The following is a 17,320-nucleotide window of genomic DNA, read 5'->3' on the forward strand; positions in this document are numbered from 1 at the left end:
AACGCAACGCGAGCCAGTATAGAGAGTGTTCATGGATAAGACAAAGAGGTGGTGACAATCGTTCCGCCAGCTTTTACCTATCAATGTGAATTCTGTCAGAGCTGTTTGTTTTTCGCCTGCACCATCATGCGCGGGTAAAACTGCCAGAAACGCGCTTCCAGCGCATCGTAATGTTCATCCAGGTCATACCAGGAGTCACGCAGCGCATCCAGTCGCGGGCGGCGGCTCGCCATCCCGTTCAGCACGTTCTGGATGAAATCCATCTCGCGATAGCGCTCCAGCCAGCGTTCCGACCATAAATAGTTGTTCAGATTCACAAAGCGCGGCGGCGAGTCGGGCAGAATGATCGACACCTGCTGGTGGGCATAGCGCACAAACGCCGGTAAGGGCATCTCCGGCGATAGCCGTTCCCAGTGGCGCGACAGAAAGTGATCCCACATCACGTCGAGCGTGATCGGCGCAACGCGGCGCGTTTCAGGGCGAAACCACGCTTTGGCTTCCGTCACTTCCGGCAGCTTATCCGTCAGCGCGTCGATGCGGCGGTGCATGAAAATTCCGTCGACAACCTCCGGGGAATAGTCCTCAGCGGGGTTGCCGCGTACGAAATCGGCCAGCAAATTGCCGGACAGTGAGCTGTCAGCGAGGTGAGCGAGATGCAGGTGAGCGAGAAAATTCATGCGTTTTATTTGTCCGGGGGCGGCTAGTTGTTGCAGCAAAAGGGTGTGAGCACTAGACTATGCCGCCTGTTTTTAAGTCACGAGTATACGTCATGCGCGTCGCCGATTTCTCCTTTGAACTACCTGAATCCCTGATTGCTCACTATCCCATGCCTGAGCGCAGCAGCTGTCGCTTACTGTCACTCGATGGGCCAACGGGCGAGCTGACGCACGGTACTTTCACCGATTTGCTCGACAAGCTCAACCCTGGCGATCTGCTGGTCTTTAACAATACCCGCGTGATCCCGGCGCGCCTGTTTGGTCGTAAAGCCAGCGGCGGCAAGATTGAAGTGCTGGTCGAACGTATGCTCGATGATAAACGTATTCTGGCACATATTCGCGCGTCTAAGGCGCCGAAGCCGGGCGCTGAACTGCTGCTGGGCGATGATGAGAGCATCAAAGCGACCATGACCGCGCGCCACGATGCGCTGTTTGAGGTGGAGTTCAACGACGAGCGCACGGTGCTCGATATCCTGAACGCCATCGGCCACATGCCGCTGCCGCCGTATATTGAGCGTCCGGACGAAGAGGCCGACCGCGAGCTGTACCAGACCGTCTACAGCCAGAAGCCGGGTGCCGTCGCTGCGCCGACCGCGGGCCTGCATTTTGATGAGCCGCTGCTGGAGAAACTGCGCGCGAAGGGCGTGGAGATGGCGTTCGTGACGCTGCACGTCGGGGCGGGAACCTTCCAGCCGGTGCGCGTGGACAGCATTGAAGATCACATCATGCACTCTGAGTATGCCGAAGTGCCTCAGGATGTTGTGGACGCGGTGCTGGCGGCGAAAGCGCGCGGTAGCCGCGTCGTGGCGGTCGGTACAACGTCCGTGCGCTCACTCGAGAGCGCCGCGCAGGCCGCAAAGAGCGATCTTATCGAGCCGTTCTTTGGCGACACACAGATCTTTATCTATCCGGGCTATCAGTACAAAGTGATTGACGCGCTGGTGACCAACTTCCATCTGCCTGAATCGACGCTGATTATGCTGGTGTCGGCATTTGCCGGTTATCAGCATACGATGGCGGCCTACAAGTCTGCGGTAGAACAAAAATATCGCTTTTTTAGCTACGGGGACGCGATGTTTATCACGTACAATCCGCTGGCTTTGAATGAGCGTGTCGGGGAATAAGTCCGCGGCACCGTTTTACAACGTTGGACTGTTTTTCTGACGTCGGAGAAAAAATGAAATTTGAACTCGATACCACCGATGGCCGCGCGCGTCGCGGTCGCCTGGTGTTTGATCGCGGCGTGGTGGAAACCCCCGCGTTTATGCCTGTGGGCACGTACGGCACCGTAAAAGGGATGACGCCGGAAGAAGTAGAAGCCACTGGCGCACAGATTATCCTCGGCAACACCTTCCACCTGTGGCTGCGTCCGGGTCAGGAGATCATGAAGCTCCACGGCGACCTGCACGATTTCATGCAGTGGAAAGGTCCAATCCTGACCGACTCCGGCGGCTTCCAGGTCTTCAGCCTGGGCGATATCCGCAAGATCACCGAGCAGGGCGTACACTTCCGTAACCCGATCAACGGCGATCCGATTTTCCTCGATCCCGAAAAATCGATGGAGATTCAGTACGATCTCGGCTCTGACATCGTGATGATCTTCGACGAATGTACGCCGTATCCTGCTGACTGGGACTACGCAAAACGCTCCATGGAGATGTCTCTGCGCTGGGCGAAGCGTAGCCGTGACCGTTTTGACTCCCTGCAGAACAAAAATGCGCTGTTCGGCATTATCCAGGGCAGCGTTTACGAAGATTTACGCGATATCTCTGTTAAAGGTCTGGTAGAGATAGGTTTTGATGGCTACGCTGTCGGCGGTTTGGCTGTGGGTGAGCCGAAGGAAGACATGCACCGCATTCTGGAGCATGTCTGCCCGCAAATCCCGGCGGATAAACCACGATACCTGATGGGCGTGGGTAAACCAGAAGATCTGGTTGAAGGCGTACGCCGCGGCATTGATATGTTCGACTGCGTCATGCCAACCCGCAACGCGCGTAACGGCCATTTGTTCGTTACCGATGGCGTGGTGAAAATCCGTAACGCGAAGCATAAGAGTGACACCAGCCCGCTCGATTCCGAGTGCGATTGCTATACCTGTCGCAATTATTCTCGCGCGTATCTGCATCATCTCGATCGTTGCAACGAGATTTTGGGCGCGCGTCTCAATACCATTCATAATCTTCGTTATTATCAGCGCTTAATGGCTGGTTTACGTAAGGCTATCGAAGAGGGTAAATTAGAGAGCTTCGTGACCGATTTCTACCAACGTCAGGGGCGGGATGTTCCACCGTTGAACGTTGATTAATTTTAATAATGAGGGAATTTGAATGAGCTTTTTTATTTCTGATGCGGTAGCGGCAACAGGTGCTCCAGCGCAGGGCAGCCCGATGTCTCTGATTCTGATGCTGGTTGTGTTCGGTCTGATCTTCTACTTCATGATCCTGCGTCCACAGCAGAAGCGCACCAAAGAGCACAAAAACCTTATGAACTCCATTGCGAAAGGCGATGAAGTACTGACTAACGGTGGTCTGGTGGGTCGCGTAACCAAAGTGGCTGAAAATGGCTACATTGCTATCGCCCTGAACGACACCACTGAAGTGGTCATCAAACGTGACTTCGTAGCTGCCGTTCTGCCGAAAGGCACCATGAAGGCGCTGTAATCCCAACTTTTCCCAAAGGGAACTGCCGTGTTAAACCGTTATCCTTTGTGGAAGTACATCATGCTGGTCGTCGTGATTCTCGTCGGCCTGCTGTACGCGCTTCCCAACCTGTATGGTGAGGATCCGGCTGTTCAAATCACTGGCGCGCGCGGTGTCGCCGCCAGTGAGCAAACGCTGATCCAGGTCCAGAAAACGTTACAAGAAGAAAAAATTACCGCTAAGTCTGTGGCTCTGGAAGAGGGTGCAATTCTTGCTCGCTTCGACACCACCGACACGCAGCTCCGCGCTCGCGAAGCGCTGATGGGCGTGCTGGGTGACAAATACGTCGTGGCGCTTAACCTTGCCCCTGCAACCCCGCGTTGGCTGGCTGCGATGAAAGCAGAGCCAATGAAACTCGGCCTTGACCTGCGTGGCGGCGTTCACTTCCTGATGGAAGTGGATATGGATACCGCGCTTGGCAAGCTGCAGGAGCAGAATATCGACAGCCTGCGCAGCGATCTGCGTGATAAAGGCATCGCTTACACCACCGTGCGTAAAGAAGATAACTACGGCATGAGCATCACGTTCCGCGACAGCGCGGCGCGCGATCAGGCTGTAGATTACCTGACCCAACGTCACCGTGACCTGGTAATCACCTCTCAGGGCAGCAACCAGCTGCGCGCGGTGATGACCGATGCGCGTCTGAAAGAAGCGCGTGAATATGCCGTTCAGCAGAACATCAACATTCTGCGCAACCGTGTAAACCAGCTGGGCGTGGCCGAGCCGCTGGTACAGCGTCAGGGTGCTGACCGTATCGTGGTTGAACTGCCGGGTATCCAGGATACCGCGCGTGCGAAAGAGATTCTGGGTGCGACCGCAACCCTGGAATTCCGTCTGGTGAACTCCAACGTCGATCAGTCCGCTGCCGCCGCAGGGCGTATTCCGGGTGACTCCGAAGTGAAACAGACCCGCGAAGGTCAGCCAGTTGTGCTGTACAAACGCGTGATTCTGACCGGTGACCACATCACCGACTCCACGTCGAGCCAGGACGAATACAACCAGCCGCAGGTTAACATCTCGCTGGATAGCGCGGGTGGTAACATCATGTCTAACTTCACCAAGGACAACATCGGTAAACCGATGGCGACCCTGTTCGTGGAGTACAAAGACAGCGGTAAGAAAGATGCAAACGGTCGTGCGGTGCTGGTGAAAGAGGAAGAGGTGATTAACATCGCCAACATCCAGTCTCGTCTGGGTAACAGCTTCCGTATTACCGGTATCAACAACCCGAACGAAGCGCGTCAGCTCTCCCTGCTGCTGCGTGCCGGTGCGCTGATTGCGCCAATTCAGATTGTTGAAGAACGTACCATTGGTCCAACGCTGGGTATGCAAAACATTCAGCAGGGTCTGGAAGCGTGTCTGGCCGGTCTGGTGGTCTCTATCCTCTTCATGATCTTCTTCTATAAGAAGTTTGGTCTGATTGCGACCTCCGCGCTGATTGCCAACCTGGTGCTGATCATCGGCATTATGTCCCTGCTGCCGGGGGCGACGCTGACCATGCCGGGGATTGCGGGTATCGTTCTTACCCTTGCGGTGGCGGTCGACGCCAACGTACTGATTAACGAACGTATCAAAGAAGAGTTGAGCAACGGTCGCTCTATTCAGCAGGCGATTGACGAAGGCTATAAAGGGGCGTTCAGCTCCATCTTCGATGCGAACGTAACAACACTGATTAAGGTTCTTATCCTGTATGCAGTGGGTACTGGCGCGATCAAAGGCTTTGCGATTACAACCGGTATCGGTGTTGCAACGTCGATGTTTACCGCTATTGTCGGCACCCGTGCCATCGTGAACCTGCTGTACGGCGGCAAGCGCGTCAAAAAGCTGTCTATCTGAGGAGTGCGTTGTGGCACAGGAATATACTGTTGAACAATTAAACCACGGCCGTAAAGTCTGGGACTTTATGCGCTGGGACTACTGGGCCTTCGGCATTTCAGGTTTTCTGCTGATTCTGTCCATCGTCATTATGGGCGTGAAAGGCTTTAACTGGGGGCTGGATTTCACCGGCGGTACGGTCATCGAGATCTCCCTGGAAAAACCGGTCGATATGGACCAGATGCGTTTGTCTCTGCAGAAAGCGGGCTTTGAAGAGCCGCTGCTGCAGAACTTCGGCAGCAGCCGCGACATCATGGTGCGTATGCCACCGGTGCACGATGCCAACGGCAGCCAGGAGCTGGGCAGCAAGGTTGTTAGCGTGATTAACGAAACAACCAGCCAGAACGCGGCGGTCAAGCGTATTGAGTTCGTCGGCCCAAGCGTGGGTGCTGACCTGGCGCAGACCGGCGCAATGGCGCTGCTGGTGGCGCTGATCTCCATTCTGGTATACGTCGGTTTCCGCTTTGAGTGGCGACTGGCGGCCGGTGTGGTTATCGCTCTGGCGCACGATGTGGTGATCACCATGGGCATACTGTCGCTGTTCCACATTGAGATTGACCTGACGATTGTGGCATCCCTGATGTCCGTTATCGGTTACTCACTGAACGACAGTATCGTGGTATCTGACCGTATCCGTGAAAACTTCCGTAAGATCCGTCGCGGTACGCCGTACGAAATCTTTAACGTGTCGTTGACCCAGACGCTGCACCGTACCTTGATCACATCCGGTACCACCCTGATGGTGATCCTGATGCTGTTCCTCTTCGGTGGTCCGGTACTGGAAGGCTTCTCGCTGACCATGCTGATCGGTGTCACCATCGGTACGGCGTCGTCTATCTACGTCGCATCCGCTCTGGCACTGAAACTCGGCATGAAGCGCGAGCACCTGCTCCAGCAGAAAGTCGAGAAAGAAGGGGCGGATCAGCCGTCCATTCTGCCGTAAGGCGACGTTTAGCGCGTTATCGAAATCCCGGTCTGTTGACCGGGATTTTTTTTATCTGCTCCTGACAAACACTCCTGACAGTATGCTGTCAGGAGCCCTGTCGTAGACTCCTTCTGAACCCAAACAACAGGCAGGAGGATGTATGAAAAGCGTCATTAACTGGTTTGAAATTCCGGTCGCGGATATGGATCGCGCCATCAAATTTTATGAGCCGGTGATGCAGCTCGCGCTGCGTCGCGAGAAAATGGACTGTGCGGAGCTGGCCGTTTTCCCGCATGAGGATCCGTATACCGGCGGGGCGCTGGCAAAATTTGACGGCGTTACACCGTCTTTGCAGGGCGCTATTATTTACCTGCATACTGACAATCTGGCGGCTACGCTCGATCGCATCGCCTCCGCGGGCGGCGAGTGCGTGTTTGGCCCGCTGGAACTGCCGCATGGCATTGGCACTATCGCATTATTTACCGACAGCGAGGGTAACCGCGTCGGCCTCCATCAACCTGCCTGAGAGCGGAATAAGATATGACCCGACGCGCTGACCGTTTGTTTCAGATTGTGCAGATCCTGCGGGGCAGGCGTCTGACAACGGCAGCGCATCTGGCGGACCGGCTTGGCGTATCCGAGCGCACAGTCTACCGCGATATCCGCGACCTGTCGCTTTCCGGCGTGCCGGTGGAAGGTGAGGCGGGGAGCGGATATCGGCTGATGTCGGGTTTTGACCTGCCGCCGCTGATGCTGACAAATAAGGAGTCAGAGGCGCTGATCGTCGCGATTCGCCTGCTCAAAACCTGGGGAGGGGAATCGCTGTCGCGCGAGCTGGAGTCGGCTCAGGAGAAGGTGCTGGCTATCCTGCCTGAGGAGAGTCGTCGAAAGGCGGAGCAGACGCGGATCTACGCCCCGGATTTTTGCATGCAAAGCCACTCCCGCAGCGATTTTGACAGGATCCATCAGGCGATTTCCGCCCAGCGCGTGCTGGCGCTGCATTACCGTGATGAAGCCGGGCAGCTCTCAAACCGCGAGGTTCAGCCGCTGGGCTTGTTCTTCTGGGGAGAGCGCTGGCTGCTGGCGGCGTGGTGCGAACGGCGCGATGACTATCGCTGTTTCCGGCTCGACCGCTGTCTCAACATTGTGCAGACGGAGAGGCGGTTTAGCGAGAGTGCGGACAGGTCTCTGGCGGATTTTTTGCGGAAGGTTCAGCAGTAAAAAGCCAGCTCTTGAGCTGGTTTTTTTTGCCCGGCGGCGAGGTAAAAGCAAAACGGCAACGTATGTTGCCGTTTTTAGTATTTGTTCCCTCTCCCTGTAGGAGAGGGGCAGGGTGTGGGCATCAGCCCGCACAGTCCCGCACAGGTTAGAAGTTATAACCCACAACCAGGTAACCACCCCAGCCGGTAGAGCGGACGCTGAAGTCGCCGTTGCCGAAGTTCAGGCTCGCGTCGTCGTTCCACTGACCACCGTTGTGCCAGTAACGCGCAACAACAGAGTAGTGCCAGTGATCGTAGTTCAGCGCCAGGATGTGGCTGGAGGCGATGGAGTCGTTGGTGCGCGCTTTCTTACCGTTCAGGTCGCGGAAGTCGTTGTCGCCCAGATCTGAACCCCAGTCAAAGTTGGTGAAGCCGATATAGCTCAGGTTACCGCCCCACAGCTGGGTAATTGGCACAAAGTATTTCACTTTGAAACGGTAGCCATCCCACTCGTTTTCGTTCGCGGCACCGTAGTTCTGCCACTGGTACTTAGCATACACGTTCAGAGACAGGCTCATTGGCAGGCCGGTATCGATGTCCGTACCCAGACCCATATACCAGGTGCTCTGACGACCGGACTTGTTGCGGCCCATGTCGTAGATGTAGTTGTTCGCGAAGTACCACTCTTTGAACGGACCAAACGCCAGGCTGGTACCGGTCAGTTTATCAATAGAGAAGCGAGGTTCAATTTCCATGAACAGTGGGGAACCGTGGTTCCAGATACCTTTCGCGTCGGTGTTACCGCCGAAGAATACCGGTGCATCCATATAGCCGTAGAAATCAAACCAGTCTTTCTTGGCGAACGCTTCGTACTCCAGGTAGGTATCGTTGCGGATCTGAGGCCCGAAACGGGTGTGGTAGCTGCCGACTACGTTAACGCTCTGGTGCCACCAGTCGGAGAGGTATTGTGGTTTATCGTTTTCCGCTGCGTTAACAGTGAAAGAGGAAGAAAGTGCCAGCACGGCGCCAGCTGCGAGTAATGTTTTTTTCATAATCATGCCACTGATTGAAATTCCCTTCCGGGAGTGAAAAATGCGCGAATTGCGTTTCTAAATATTTCGTGTTTCTGCGGTGCCTATTATAGGAATCCCTGCTCACAAAAATATGTGTTGTTTCACATATCTCTCACACGCGTAATCGATTGCGTTCACGTTTGCGTACTTTAAACGGCCGGGATTGTAGCGGCAATCATTTATGTTGCCAATCCATACGAAATGTAAATGTTAGCGGAGTGACATTGCACTCCGCTGAAGGGAGGGTTATTGCGCGGCGGGCTGGATATCGTGAATGCGGATGAAACCTAACCGATCCGGAGTCAGTCCGTTAAGCTGCAGCGGAATGTCAACGTCGCTCGGAGCCAGCACGCTGGCCGGTGCGGTGAACAGCTGACTGTTAACATTCACCTCCTGGTAGCTCTCAGTGGTGCCCTGGATCTGTCCCCATTCGACGGTGCCGCTAAAGGCAGGCAACGGATCGTTGGATTCACCCTGAATGCGTAATGTTGCACGAGTACCATCGGCATTCGCTGCAACATTCACCAGAGACATCTTTAACGTGCCAATCTGGCTGTTCAGGCGCGCGGGCGTGTTGGCTCCCGGCAGCAGATAGACGCCGCTGCTGGACTTCGCATTCAGCGCATTTTGCTGGGTGATCTTCACGGTCTCTTTGTTCAGTTTGTCCATCGCCGCATTGAGCGTGTTCACGCTCTGTTTCATCTGACGGACTTCGGTTTGCTGTGCACAGGCGCTAAGGGTGAAGAGGCTCCCCACCAGCAAAATTTTAAGGTAACGTCTTGTCATTGCGTTTATTTCCTTGAAATAACGGATCGCCTTAATGGTAGCCAGCCTCGACGTGTCAGACATAGATCCTTTGTCTCAAAAAGCTCTTCCTTTGTTGTCAGGCCAGATCAGGGTAAAATGAAAATTAGTTAACCACATAACAGGGATACCGTATGCATTGCCCATTCTGCTCCGCTGTGGATACCAAAGTCATCGACTCTCGTCTTGTGGGCGAAGGGTCATCCGTACGCCGTCGTCGGCAGTGTCTGGTGTGCAACGAGCGTTTCACGACCTTTGAGGTTGCAGAGCTGGTAATGCCGCGCGTGGTGAAAAGCAACGACGTGCGCGAGCCGTTTAACGAAGAGAAACTGCGCAGCGGGATGCTGAAGGCCCTGGAAAAACGCCCTGTCAGCGCGGACGACGTTGAGATGGCGTTAAACCACATAAAATCTTACCTTCGTGGTTTGGGTGAGCGTGAAGTGCCGAGCAAAATGATCGGCAACCTGGTGATGGAGCAGCTGAAAAAGCTCGATAAGGTCGCCTATATCCGCTTCGCCTCGGTCTACCGCAGCTTCGAAGACATCAAAGAGTTTGGCGAAGAGATCGCCCGCTTACAGGATTAAGCTCATGCAGGATGAGATTTACATGGCGAGAGCCATGAAGCTGGCGCAGTGCGGTCGTTTTACCACCCATCCCAACCCGAACGTCGGGTGCGTTATCGTTAAAGATGGCGAGATCGTAGGGGAAGGATTTCACTATCGTGCCGGCGAGCCGCATGCCGAGGTCCATGCGTTGCGCATGGCCGGTGAGAAGGCGCGCGGCGCCACAGCCTACGTCACGCTGGAGCCCTGCAGCCATCACGGACGTACGCCGCCGTGCTGCGAAGCGCTGATCGCGGCGGGCGTTTCACGCGTGGTCGCCTCGATGCAGGACCCGAATCCTCAGGTTGCCGGACGCGGTCTGTATCGCCTGCAGCAGGAAGGCATCGACGTCAGCCATGGGCTGATGATGCAGGACGCGGAAGCGATCAACAAAGGCTTTCTGAAGCGCATGCGCACGGGGTTCCCGTATATTCAGCTCAAGCTGGGCGCCTCGCTGGACGGTCGTACGGCGATGGCAAACGGCGAAAGCCAGTGGGTAACCTCACCACAGGCAAGGCGCGATGTGCAACGTCTGCGCGCGCAAAGCCATGCTATTCTCACCAGCAGTGAAACCGTTCTGGCTGACGATCCGGCCATGACCGTGCGCTGGGACGAGCTGAATGCCGATACTCAGGCGCTGTACCCGCAGGAGAACCTGCGTCAGCCGCTGCGTATTATCATTGATAGCCAGAACCGCGTGACGCCGGAGCACCGTATTGTCCAGCAGCCGGGTGAAACCTGGATTGCCCGCACTAAAGAAGATACACGCGAATGGCCGGAAGGCGTGCGCAGTATTATGGTGCCGGAGCATAACGGTCATCTGGATCTGGTGGTGCTGATGATGCTGCTCGGCAAGCAGCAGGTGAACAGCATATGGGTTGAAGCGGGGCCAACGCTCGCCGGTGCGCTTTTACAGGCCGGGCTGGTGGATGAACTGATTGTTTACGTTGCGCCTAAACTGTTAGGGCACGATGCGCGCGGCCTGTTTGTGCTGCCTGGCCTTGAAAAACTGGTCGACGCACCGCAACTCAAATTCAGCGAGATTCGTCCGGTGGGTCCGGATGTCTGCCTCCATTTAACGACAGCGTAATTGCTCCTGAAATAGGGAAGCAGTGCGCAAAGTATTATGATAAAATCCGCCCCCCTGCGGGGCCAAATGAACCCGTAAAGGAAGAGTATGAACATTATTGAAGCTGCTGTAGCTACCCCGGACGCTCGCGTCGCCATCACCATTGCGCGTTTCAACAACTTCATCAACGACAGCCTGCTGGAAGGTGCGATTGACGCCCTGAAACGTATCGGCCAGGTTAAAGATGACAACATTACCGTTGTTTGGGTTCCAGGCGCTTACGAACTGCCACTGGCGGCGGGCGCGCTGGCGAAAACCGGTAAATACGACGCGGTGATTGCGCTGGGTACCGTTATTCGTGGCGGCACTGCGCACTTCGAATACGTTGCGGGCGGTGCAAGCAACGGTCTGGCACACGTTGCGCAGGATGCTGAAATCCCTGTCGCGTTCGGCGTGCTGACTACCGAAAGTATTGAACAAGCCATCGAACGTGCTGGCACCAAAGCCGGTAACAAAGGTGCAGAAGCTGCACTGACCGCGCTTGAAATGATCAATGTATTGAAAGCCATCAAGGCCTGATTTTTTTGTAAGGGGAATTCCGTGAAACCTGCTGCTCGTCGCCGCGCCCGTGAATGTGCCGTCCAGGCACTTTACTCCTGGCAGTTGTCCCAGAACGACATCGCTGATGTTGAATACCAGTTCCTGTCAGAACAGGACGTGAAAGACGTTGACGTTCTGTACTTCCGTGAACTGCTGTCGGGAGTGGCGACTAATAGCGCGTATCTCGATGGTCTGATGAAGCCTTACCTGTCCCGTCTGCTCGAAGAGCTGGGTCAGGTAGAAAAAGCAGTGTTGCGTATTGCGCTGTTTGAGCTGTCTAAACGTGATGATGTGCCGTACAAAGTGGCCATCAACGAAGCGATCGAACTGGCGAAAACCTTCGGCGCTGAAGACAGCCATAAGTTTGTAAACGGCGTACTTGATAAAGCAGCACCTGCGATCCGTCCCCACAAAAAGTGATCCGCAAACCGGAGTCCTGCATTGCCTGACGGGCAGTGTGGCTCCGGTTTTTTCTTTTATTTGCTGAGGCATAACGTATGGCATGCGGCGAATTCTCCCTGATTGCCCGTTATTTCGACCGTGTCAGAACCTCTCGTCTTGATGTTGAAACCGGCATTGGCGATGACTGTGCACTTCTCAATATTCCCGAAAAACAGACGCTGGCAATCAGCACCGACACCCTGGTGTGCGGCCGTCATTTCTTACCGGATATCGATCCTGCCGATCTGGCGTATAAAGCTCTGGCGGTTAACGTCAGCGATCTGGCGGCGATGGGTGCCGATCCCGCGTGGCTGACGCTGGCTCTGACGCTGCCTGAGGTAGATGAAGCCTGGCTGGAAGCCTTTAGCGATGCGCTGTTTGAGCAGCTTAGATATTACGATATGCAGCTGATTGGCGGCGACACGACTGCCGGTCCGCTGTCGATGACGCTGGCGATCCACGGCTACGTGCCGCTCGGCCGCGCGCTGAAGCGCTCGGGTGCAAAACCGGGCGACTGGATCTACGTAACCGGTACGCCGGGCGACAGCGCGGCCGGGCTGGCGATCCTGCAGAACCGTTTAGCGGTTGAAGACGCTGACGATGCGGCGTATCTGGTGAAACGCCACCTGCGGCCAACGCCGCGTATTTTGCACGGCCAGGCGCTGCGCGAGCGGGCAAGCTCGGCTATCGATCTCTCTGACGGGCTGATCTCGGACCTTGGGCATATCCTGAAGGCCAGCGGCGTCGGCGCGCGCGTTGACCTGGATCTGTTCCCCCTGTCTGAGCAACTGCTTCGCCATGTAGAGCCTGAGCAAGCCTTGCGCTGGGCGCTGGCCGGTGGCGAAGACTACGAACTGTGCTTCACGGTGCCTGAGCTCAACCGTGGAACGCTGGACGTGGCGTTAGCGCATCTCGGCGCGAAATTTACCTGCATCGGTCAGATCATGCCTGAGAGCGAAGGGCTGAAGTTTGTCCGTGAAGGTGCGCCGGTAACGCTCGACTGGAAAGGGTACGATCACTTCGCGTGAGTTTGTGCGCTCTGTATTGCCGGGTGGCGCTGCGCTTACCCGGCCTACAAATAGGGTGCGATCGTAGGCCGGGTAAGGCGAAGCCGCCACCCGGCAACTGTTTACTTAAACCCCACCACCGGATGCTGCTGATACGGCGTCTCCAGCTCGGCAATCTGCTCCGGCGTCAGCGTGATATCCACCGCATTCAGCAGCTCATCCAGCTGTTCTTCCCGCGAGGTTCCAATAATCGGCGACGCGACCCCGCGCTTGCCCAGCAGCCACGCCAGCGCCACCTGGGCGCGGGTTGCACCGGTATCGTCAGCGATCCCGGCTAAACGTTCGGCAATCAGTGCATCGCTGGCTTCTGTACCGGAATAAAGATTTTTTCCTACTTCATCCGATACCAGGCGAGCCGTGGTTTCCCCCATGGGCGGGTCAGGCGGCCGCGCGCCAGCGGGCTCCACGGGATCACCGCCACGCCCTCCTGATGGCACAGCGGCAGCATCTCGCGCTCTTCTTCACGATAGATCAGATTGTAGTGATCCTGCATGGTGACAAAGCGCGCCCAGCCATGCTGCGCCTGGAGATCCAGCGCCTGGGCAAACTGCGACGCGTGCATAGACGACGCGCCGATGTAGCGCGCTTTCCCGGCTTTCACCACGTCATTCAGCGCTTCAAGGGTCTCTTCAATGGGCGTGTTGTAATCCCAGCGGTGGATCTGCAGCAGGTCGACGTAATCCATGTTCAGGCGTCTGAGGCTGTCATCAATGGAGCGCAGGATCTGCGCGCGAGAAAGGCCCTCCGCCAGATCGCCCACCGGGTAGTAGACCTTGGTGGCGACGACGATGTCATCACGACGGGCAAAATCGCGCAGGGCGCGGCCGACAATCTCCTCGCTGCTGCCGTCGGAGTAGCTGTTGGCGGTGTCAAAGAAGTTAATGCCGCCCTCGATGGCGCGTTTGATAATCGGACGGCTGCTCTCTTCCGGCAGCGTCCAGGCGTGGTTTCCCCGATCGGGCTCGCCAAAGGTCATGCATCCCAGACAAAGTCGGGAAACCTTAAGGTCCGTTTTTCCTAATGTTGTGTATTGCACGGTTCCGCTCCTGCTGTTTAAACACCAGGTTTAAGCATAGCAGGAGCGGAAAGGGGGAAGGGGTCAGTCCAGCCAGGCGCGGATTTTGGCTTCGATACCGGCGGCGTCCAGGCCAATAGCCGCACGGGCTTCATCCTGGGTACCCTGAGGAATGAAATGATCCGGCAGGCCGAGGTTCAGCACCGGCACGGCTTTACGGTTCGCCATCAGCACCTCGTTCACGCCGCTGCCCGCGCCGCCCATGATGGCGTTTTCTTCCAGCGTGACCAGCACGCCATGCGTCTCAGCCATACTCAGGATCAGAGAGTCGTCGAGCGGCTTCACAAAGCGCATGTCCACCAGGGTGGCATTCAGCGCTTCAGCCGCTTTAGCCGCCTCTGGCATCAGCGTACCGAAGTTCAGGATCGCCACTTTTTCACCGCGACGCTTCACCAGACCTTTACCGATCGGCAGTTTTTCCAGCGGCTGAAGCTCAACGCCTACCGCATTGCCGCGCGGGTAGCGAACGGCGCTTGGGCCATCCTGATAGTGGTAGCCGGTAAACAGCATCTGACGACATTCGTTCTCGTCGCTTGGCGTCATGACAACCATATCCGGAATACAGCGCAGGAACGACAGATCAAACGCGCCCTGGTGGGTCTGGCCGTCGGCACCGACGATGCCCGCACGATCGATAGCAAACAGTACCGGCAGCTTCTGAATCGCCACGTCGTGGATCACCTGATCGTAGGCGCGCTGCAGAAAGGTGGAGTAGATAGCGACAACCGGTTTGTAGCCGCCAATGGCGAGGCCCGCTGCAAACGTCACCGCATGCTGCTCGGCAATGGCAACGTCAAAATACTGGTCAGGGTATTTTCTGGAGAACTCCACCATGCCGGAGCCTTCACGCATGGCAGGCGTCACCGCCATCAGCTTGTTGTCTTTGGCTGCGGTTTCGCACAGCCAGTCGCCGAAGATTTTGGAATAGCTCGGCATGCCGCCGCTGCTTTTTGGCAGACAGCCGCTCGACGGGTCAAATTTCGGTACCGCGTGGAAGGTGATCGGATCTTTTTCCGCCGGTTCGTAACCGCGCCCTTTTTTGGTCATGATGTGCAGGAACTGCGGGCCTTTCAGGTCGCGCATGTTCTTGAGCGTGGTCACCAGGCCCAGCACGTCATGGCCGTCAACCGGGCCAATATAGTTAAAGCCCAGCTCTTCAAACAGGGTGCCCGGCACGACCATGCCTTTGATGTGTTCTTCGGTACGCTTGAGCAGCTCTTTAATCGGCGGTACGCCGGAGAAGACTTTCTTGCCGCCTTCGCGCAGCGAGGAGTAAAGCTTGCCGGAGAGCAGCTGGGCCAGATGGTTGTTCAGCGCGCCGACGTTCTCGGAGATCGACATTTCGTTATCGTTAAGGATAACCAGCATGTCCGGCTTGATGTCGCCCGCGTGGTTCATGGCTTCGAAAGCCATCCCTGCGGTGATGGCGCCGTCGCCAATCACGCAGACGGTGCGGCGCTGCTTGTTCTCTTTCTCGGCGGCAACGGCAATCCCGATGCCCGCAGAAATGGAGGTGGAGGAGTGGCCGACGCTCAGCACGTCGTACTCGCTCTCACCGCGCCACGGGAACGGGTGCAGGCCGCCTTTCTGACGAATGGTGCCAATTTTATCGCGACGTCCGGTCAGAATTTTGTGCGGATAAGCCTGGTGGCCCACGTCCCAGATGAGCTGATCGAACGGCGTGTTATAGACGTAGTGCAGCGCCACGGTCAGCTCTACCGTGCCAAGCCCGGAGGCGAAATGGCCGCTGGAGCGGCTTACGCTGTCGAGCAGGTAGCGACGCAGCTCGTCGCACAGCTTCGGCAGGCTCTCTTTCGGCAGCAGACGTAGCTCCTGGGTGGAGTCAACTAACGCCAGTGTCGGGTATTTGGCAATATCAAAACTCATCAAAGGCTCATCGAGATATATAGTTTATTTATCACGCTGGATTATATAGTCCGCTAGCGCTTCCAGTGCCGAGGTATCCAGCGATTGCGCGGCCAGTTCATTTAGCGACTGGCGGGCATCGTCAATCAGATCCCGGGCTTTACGTTGGGCTTGCTCAAGGCCCAGCAGGGCGGGGTAGGTACTTTTGCCAAGCTGCTGGTCCGCACCCTGACGTTTACCCAATGTTGCAGTATCGCCCACCACATCCAGAATGTCATCCTGAACCTGGAATGCCAGACCGATACTTTCTGCGTATCTGTCCAGAATTGGCAGGGCTTTGCGCCCTTGTTCACCTGCGCTCAGCGCGCCCAGGCGAACAGCGGAACGAATCAACGCCCCGGTTTTATGGCGGTGAATACGCTCCAGCTGTTCCAGATTAACCTGACGTCCTTCCGCTTCAAGATCCAGCGCCTGTCCGCCGCACATGCCGGCCACGCCGCTGGCCATTGCCAGCTCGGAGATCATCGCCAGGCGGTCGCGGTCGGCCACTTCCGCCATCGGCGCATCGCTCAAAATCGAGAATGCCAGCGTTTGCAGGGCATCACCCGCCAGGATGGCATTCGCTTCGCCAAACTTGATATGGCAGGTGGGTTGACCCCGACGCAAATCGTCGTCGTCCATGGCAGGGAGATCGTCGTGGATCAGAGAGTAGGCGTGGATGCACTCCACGGCGGCTGCCGGGGCGTCCAGCGTGTTGTCGCTGATGCCAAACATATTGCCCGTGGCGTACACCAGGAACGGGCGCAGGCGCTTTCCACCCAAGAGTGCGCCATAGTGCATGGCTTCAACCAGTGGAGTGTTCTGAAAAGGCTGTGGCGCAATAAAACGGCGCAGGGCGTCGTTGGCGCGTACGACACGCGCCTGAAGCTCATTGGCAAAATCCATTTACTCGGCGTCCGGTGTAAAAGGCGTGGTTTTCGCGTCTTCGCTGTCGGAAAGCAGGATCTGCACGCGCTGCTCGGCCTGCTGCAGTTTGACCTGCCCCTGGCGCGCCAGCTGCACGCCACGCTCGAATTCGTTGAGCGCCTCTTCCAGCGGGAGATCGCCGCTCTCAAGACGGGTAACGATTTGCTCCAGTTCATTCAGCGCAGTTTCGAAACTGGCCGGTGCGTCGTTCTTCTTCGGCATAGTGAATTGACTCTTATATTCTCAGCCCCGACATGGTAACGGACTCAGGGCAATTATCAAATAACGCGCAATGTGCACAGGAGCGGCGCGATGGTGGTATACTTGCGCGCCTGGATGCAGC

At 56.5% G+C, this 17,320-nt stretch carries 18 protein-coding genes and 1 pseudogene; 12 read left to right on the top strand and 7 right to left on the bottom strand.

The genetic code is table 11. The features are described from left to right. Positions 1–95: 95 nt before the first annotated feature. Positions 96–677, bottom strand: coding sequence for an ACP phosphodiesterase (gene acpH, locus ACMGGX_RS14390; protein WP_420298522.1), 582 nt, complete (start codon positions 675–677; stop codon positions 96–98). Positions 678–769: 92 nt separating this feature from the next. Here acpH and queA point away from each other — a divergent pair, with 92 nt between their 5' ends. The 7 genes from queA to ACMGGX_RS14425 all read left to right on the top strand — a co-directional run bounded on the left by queA (position 770) and on the right by ACMGGX_RS14425 (position 7,436). Further along, a complete protein-coding gene (gene queA / locus ACMGGX_RS14395; protein WP_047173805.1) occupies positions 770–1,840 on the top strand; it encodes a tRNA preQ1(34) S-adenosylmethionine ribosyltransferase-isomerase QueA in 1,071 nt (356 codons plus the stop codon). A 53-nt stretch (positions 1,841–1,893) separates the two neighbouring features. Next, positions 1,894–3,021 (top strand): tRNA guanosine(34) transglycosylase Tgt, encoded by a 1,128-nt coding sequence (gene tgt / locus ACMGGX_RS14400; protein WP_003859110.1) that lies wholly within the window; start codon positions 1,894–1,896, stop codon positions 3,019–3,021. Between the two features lie 22 nt (positions 3,022–3,043). Then, positions 3,044–3,376: a preprotein translocase subunit YajC gene (gene yajC / locus ACMGGX_RS14405; protein WP_003859109.1), complete on the top strand. Its 333-nt coding sequence runs from the start codon at positions 3,044–3,046 to the stop codon at positions 3,374–3,376. A 27-nt stretch (positions 3,377–3,403) separates the two neighbouring features. Further along, positions 3,404–5,251: a protein translocase subunit SecD gene (secD, locus tag ACMGGX_RS14410; protein ID WP_071789390.1), complete on the top strand. Its 1,848-nt coding sequence runs from the start codon at positions 3,404–3,406 to the stop codon at positions 5,249–5,251. A gap of 10 nt (positions 5,252–5,261) precedes the next feature. Further along, positions 5,262–6,233 carry a protein translocase subunit SecF gene (gene secF / locus ACMGGX_RS14415; protein ID WP_024906803.1) on the top strand — a complete coding sequence of 324 codons (972 nt, stop codon included), beginning with the start codon at positions 5,262–5,264 and terminating at the stop codon, positions 6,231–6,233. A 142-nt stretch (positions 6,234–6,375) separates the two neighbouring features. Further along, positions 6,376–6,741, top strand: a complete 366-nt coding sequence (locus tag ACMGGX_RS14420; protein WP_033144761.1) for a VOC family protein — start codon at positions 6,376–6,378, stop codon at positions 6,739–6,741. 14 nt (positions 6,742–6,755) lie between these two features. Next, positions 6,756–7,436 (top strand): helix-turn-helix transcriptional regulator, encoded by a 681-nt coding sequence (locus ACMGGX_RS14425; RefSeq protein WP_420298523.1) that lies wholly within the window; start codon positions 6,756–6,758, stop codon positions 7,434–7,436. A gap of 145 nt (positions 7,437–7,581) precedes the next feature. Here the strand turns inward: ACMGGX_RS14425 and ACMGGX_RS14430 are convergent, their stop codons facing one another. Beyond that, positions 7,582–8,466 (bottom strand): nucleoside-specific channel-forming protein Tsx, encoded by an 885-nt coding sequence (locus ACMGGX_RS14430; RefSeq protein ID WP_025756198.1) that lies wholly within the window; start codon positions 8,464–8,466, stop codon positions 7,582–7,584. 267 nt (positions 8,467–8,733) lie between these two features. Continuing rightward, entirely contained in the window at positions 8,734–9,273 is a 540-nt protein-coding gene (locus ACMGGX_RS14435) for a DUF3251 domain-containing protein (RefSeq protein WP_081248113.1), read from the bottom strand. 152 nt (positions 9,274–9,425) lie between these two features. Here ACMGGX_RS14435 and nrdR point away from each other — a divergent pair, with 152 nt between their 5' ends. The 5 genes from nrdR to thiL all read left to right on the top strand — a co-directional run bounded on the left by nrdR (position 9,426) and on the right by thiL (position 13,031). Beyond that, the gene (nrdR, locus tag ACMGGX_RS14440; RefSeq protein ID WP_008503337.1) at positions 9,426–9,875 is read left to right on the top strand and encodes a transcriptional regulator NrdR; all 450 of its coding nucleotides are present in this window, start codon (positions 9,426–9,428) and stop codon (positions 9,873–9,875) included. A 4-nt stretch (positions 9,876–9,879) separates the two neighbouring features. Beyond that, the gene (gene ribD, locus ACMGGX_RS14445; protein ID WP_420298524.1) at positions 9,880–10,983 is read left to right on the top strand and encodes a bifunctional diaminohydroxyphosphoribosylaminopyrimidine deaminase/5-amino-6-(5-phosphoribosylamino)uracil reductase RibD; all 1,104 of its coding nucleotides are present in this window, start codon (positions 9,880–9,882) and stop codon (positions 10,981–10,983) included. Positions 10,984–11,070: 87 nt separating this feature from the next. Further along, positions 11,071–11,541, top strand: coding sequence for a 6,7-dimethyl-8-ribityllumazine synthase (ribE, locus tag ACMGGX_RS14450; protein WP_006176874.1), 471 nt, complete (start codon positions 11,071–11,073; stop codon positions 11,539–11,541). Between the two features lie 21 nt (positions 11,542–11,562). Then, the gene (nusB, locus tag ACMGGX_RS14455; protein ID WP_006809908.1) at positions 11,563–11,982 is read left to right on the top strand and encodes a transcription antitermination factor NusB; all 420 of its coding nucleotides are present in this window, start codon (positions 11,563–11,565) and stop codon (positions 11,980–11,982) included. 77 nt (positions 11,983–12,059) lie between these two features. Next, positions 12,060–13,031: a thiamine-phosphate kinase gene (thiL, locus tag ACMGGX_RS14460; RefSeq protein WP_420298525.1), complete on the top strand. Its 972-nt coding sequence runs from the start codon at positions 12,060–12,062 to the stop codon at positions 13,029–13,031. Positions 13,032–13,132: 101 nt separating this feature from the next. On the opposite strand, the pseudogene ACMGGX_RS14465 reads toward thiL, so the two are convergent. The 4 genes and pseudogenes from ACMGGX_RS14465 to xseB form a co-directional block, all read right to left on the bottom strand. Continuing rightward, positions 13,133–14,106, bottom strand: a pseudogene (locus ACMGGX_RS14465) (aldo/keto reductase). A 63-nt stretch (positions 14,107–14,169) separates the two neighbouring features. Next, the gene (dxs, locus tag ACMGGX_RS14470; RefSeq protein ID WP_126796937.1) at positions 14,170–16,032 is read right to left on the bottom strand and encodes a 1-deoxy-D-xylulose-5-phosphate synthase; all 1,863 of its coding nucleotides are present in this window, start codon (positions 16,030–16,032) and stop codon (positions 14,170–14,172) included. A gap of 24 nt (positions 16,033–16,056) precedes the next feature. Next, positions 16,057–16,956, bottom strand: a complete 900-nt coding sequence (gene ispA / locus ACMGGX_RS14475) for a (2E,6E)-farnesyl diphosphate synthase (RefSeq protein ID WP_008503332.1) — start codon at positions 16,954–16,956, stop codon at positions 16,057–16,059. Next, entirely contained in the window at positions 16,957–17,199 is a 243-nt protein-coding gene (gene xseB / locus ACMGGX_RS14480; RefSeq protein ID WP_045328337.1) for an exodeoxyribonuclease VII small subunit, read from the bottom strand. It abuts the gene before it with no gap. Positions 17,200–17,320 lie beyond the last annotated feature (121 nt).

Origin of the sequence: Enterobacter sp. BNK-29, from assembly GCF_048684785.1 — a bacterium.
In the GTDB taxonomy this organism is placed as follows: Bacteria; Pseudomonadota; Gammaproteobacteria; order Enterobacterales; family Enterobacteriaceae; genus Enterobacter; species Enterobacter cloacae_M.

What these genes read in the sequence shown, in the direction of transcription:
- tgt (WP_003859110.1), top strand. Translation starts at nt 1,894, where the DNA reads ATGAAATTTGAACTCGATACCACCGATGGCCGCGCGCGTCGCGGTCGC.
- thiL (WP_420298525.1), top strand. Translation starts at nt 12,060, where the DNA reads ATGGCATGCGGCGAATTCTCCCTGATTGCCCGTTATTTCGACCGTGTC.
- nrdR (WP_008503337.1), top strand. Translation starts at nt 9,426, where the DNA reads ATGCATTGCCCATTCTGCTCCGCTGTGGATACCAAAGTCATCGACTCT.
- ribD (WP_420298524.1), top strand. Translation starts at nt 9,880, where the DNA reads ATGCAGGATGAGATTTACATGGCGAGAGCCATGAAGCTGGCGCAGTGC.
- ACMGGX_RS14425 (WP_420298523.1), top strand. Translation starts at nt 6,756, where the DNA reads ATGACCCGACGCGCTGACCGTTTGTTTCAGATTGTGCAGATCCTGCGG.
- ACMGGX_RS14420 (WP_033144761.1), top strand. Translation starts at nt 6,376, where the DNA reads ATGAAAAGCGTCATTAACTGGTTTGAAATTCCGGTCGCGGATATGGAT.
- ACMGGX_RS14435 (WP_081248113.1), bottom strand. Translation starts at nt 9,273, where the DNA reads ATGACAAGACGTTACCTTAAAATTTTGCTGGTGGGGAGCCTCTTCACC.
- dxs (WP_126796937.1), bottom strand. Translation starts at nt 16,032, where the DNA reads ATGAGTTTTGATATTGCCAAATACCCGACACTGGCGTTAGTTGACTCC.
- ribE (WP_006176874.1), top strand. Translation starts at nt 11,071, where the DNA reads ATGAACATTATTGAAGCTGCTGTAGCTACCCCGGACGCTCGCGTCGCC.
- ACMGGX_RS14430 (WP_025756198.1), bottom strand. Translation starts at nt 8,466, where the DNA reads ATGAAAAAAACATTACTCGCAGCTGGCGCCGTGCTGGCACTTTCTTCC.
- ispA (WP_008503332.1), bottom strand. Translation starts at nt 16,956, where the DNA reads ATGGATTTTGCCAATGAGCTTCAGGCGCGTGTCGTACGCGCCAACGAC.
- xseB (WP_045328337.1), bottom strand. Translation starts at nt 17,199, where the DNA reads ATGCCGAAGAAGAACGACGCACCGGCCAGTTTCGAAACTGCGCTGAAT.
- yajC (WP_003859109.1), top strand. Translation starts at nt 3,044, where the DNA reads ATGAGCTTTTTTATTTCTGATGCGGTAGCGGCAACAGGTGCTCCAGCG.
- queA (WP_047173805.1), top strand. Translation starts at nt 770, where the DNA reads ATGCGCGTCGCCGATTTCTCCTTTGAACTACCTGAATCCCTGATTGCT.
- acpH (WP_420298522.1), bottom strand. Translation starts at nt 677, where the DNA reads ATGAATTTTCTCGCTCACCTGCATCTCGCTCACCTCGCTGACAGCTCA.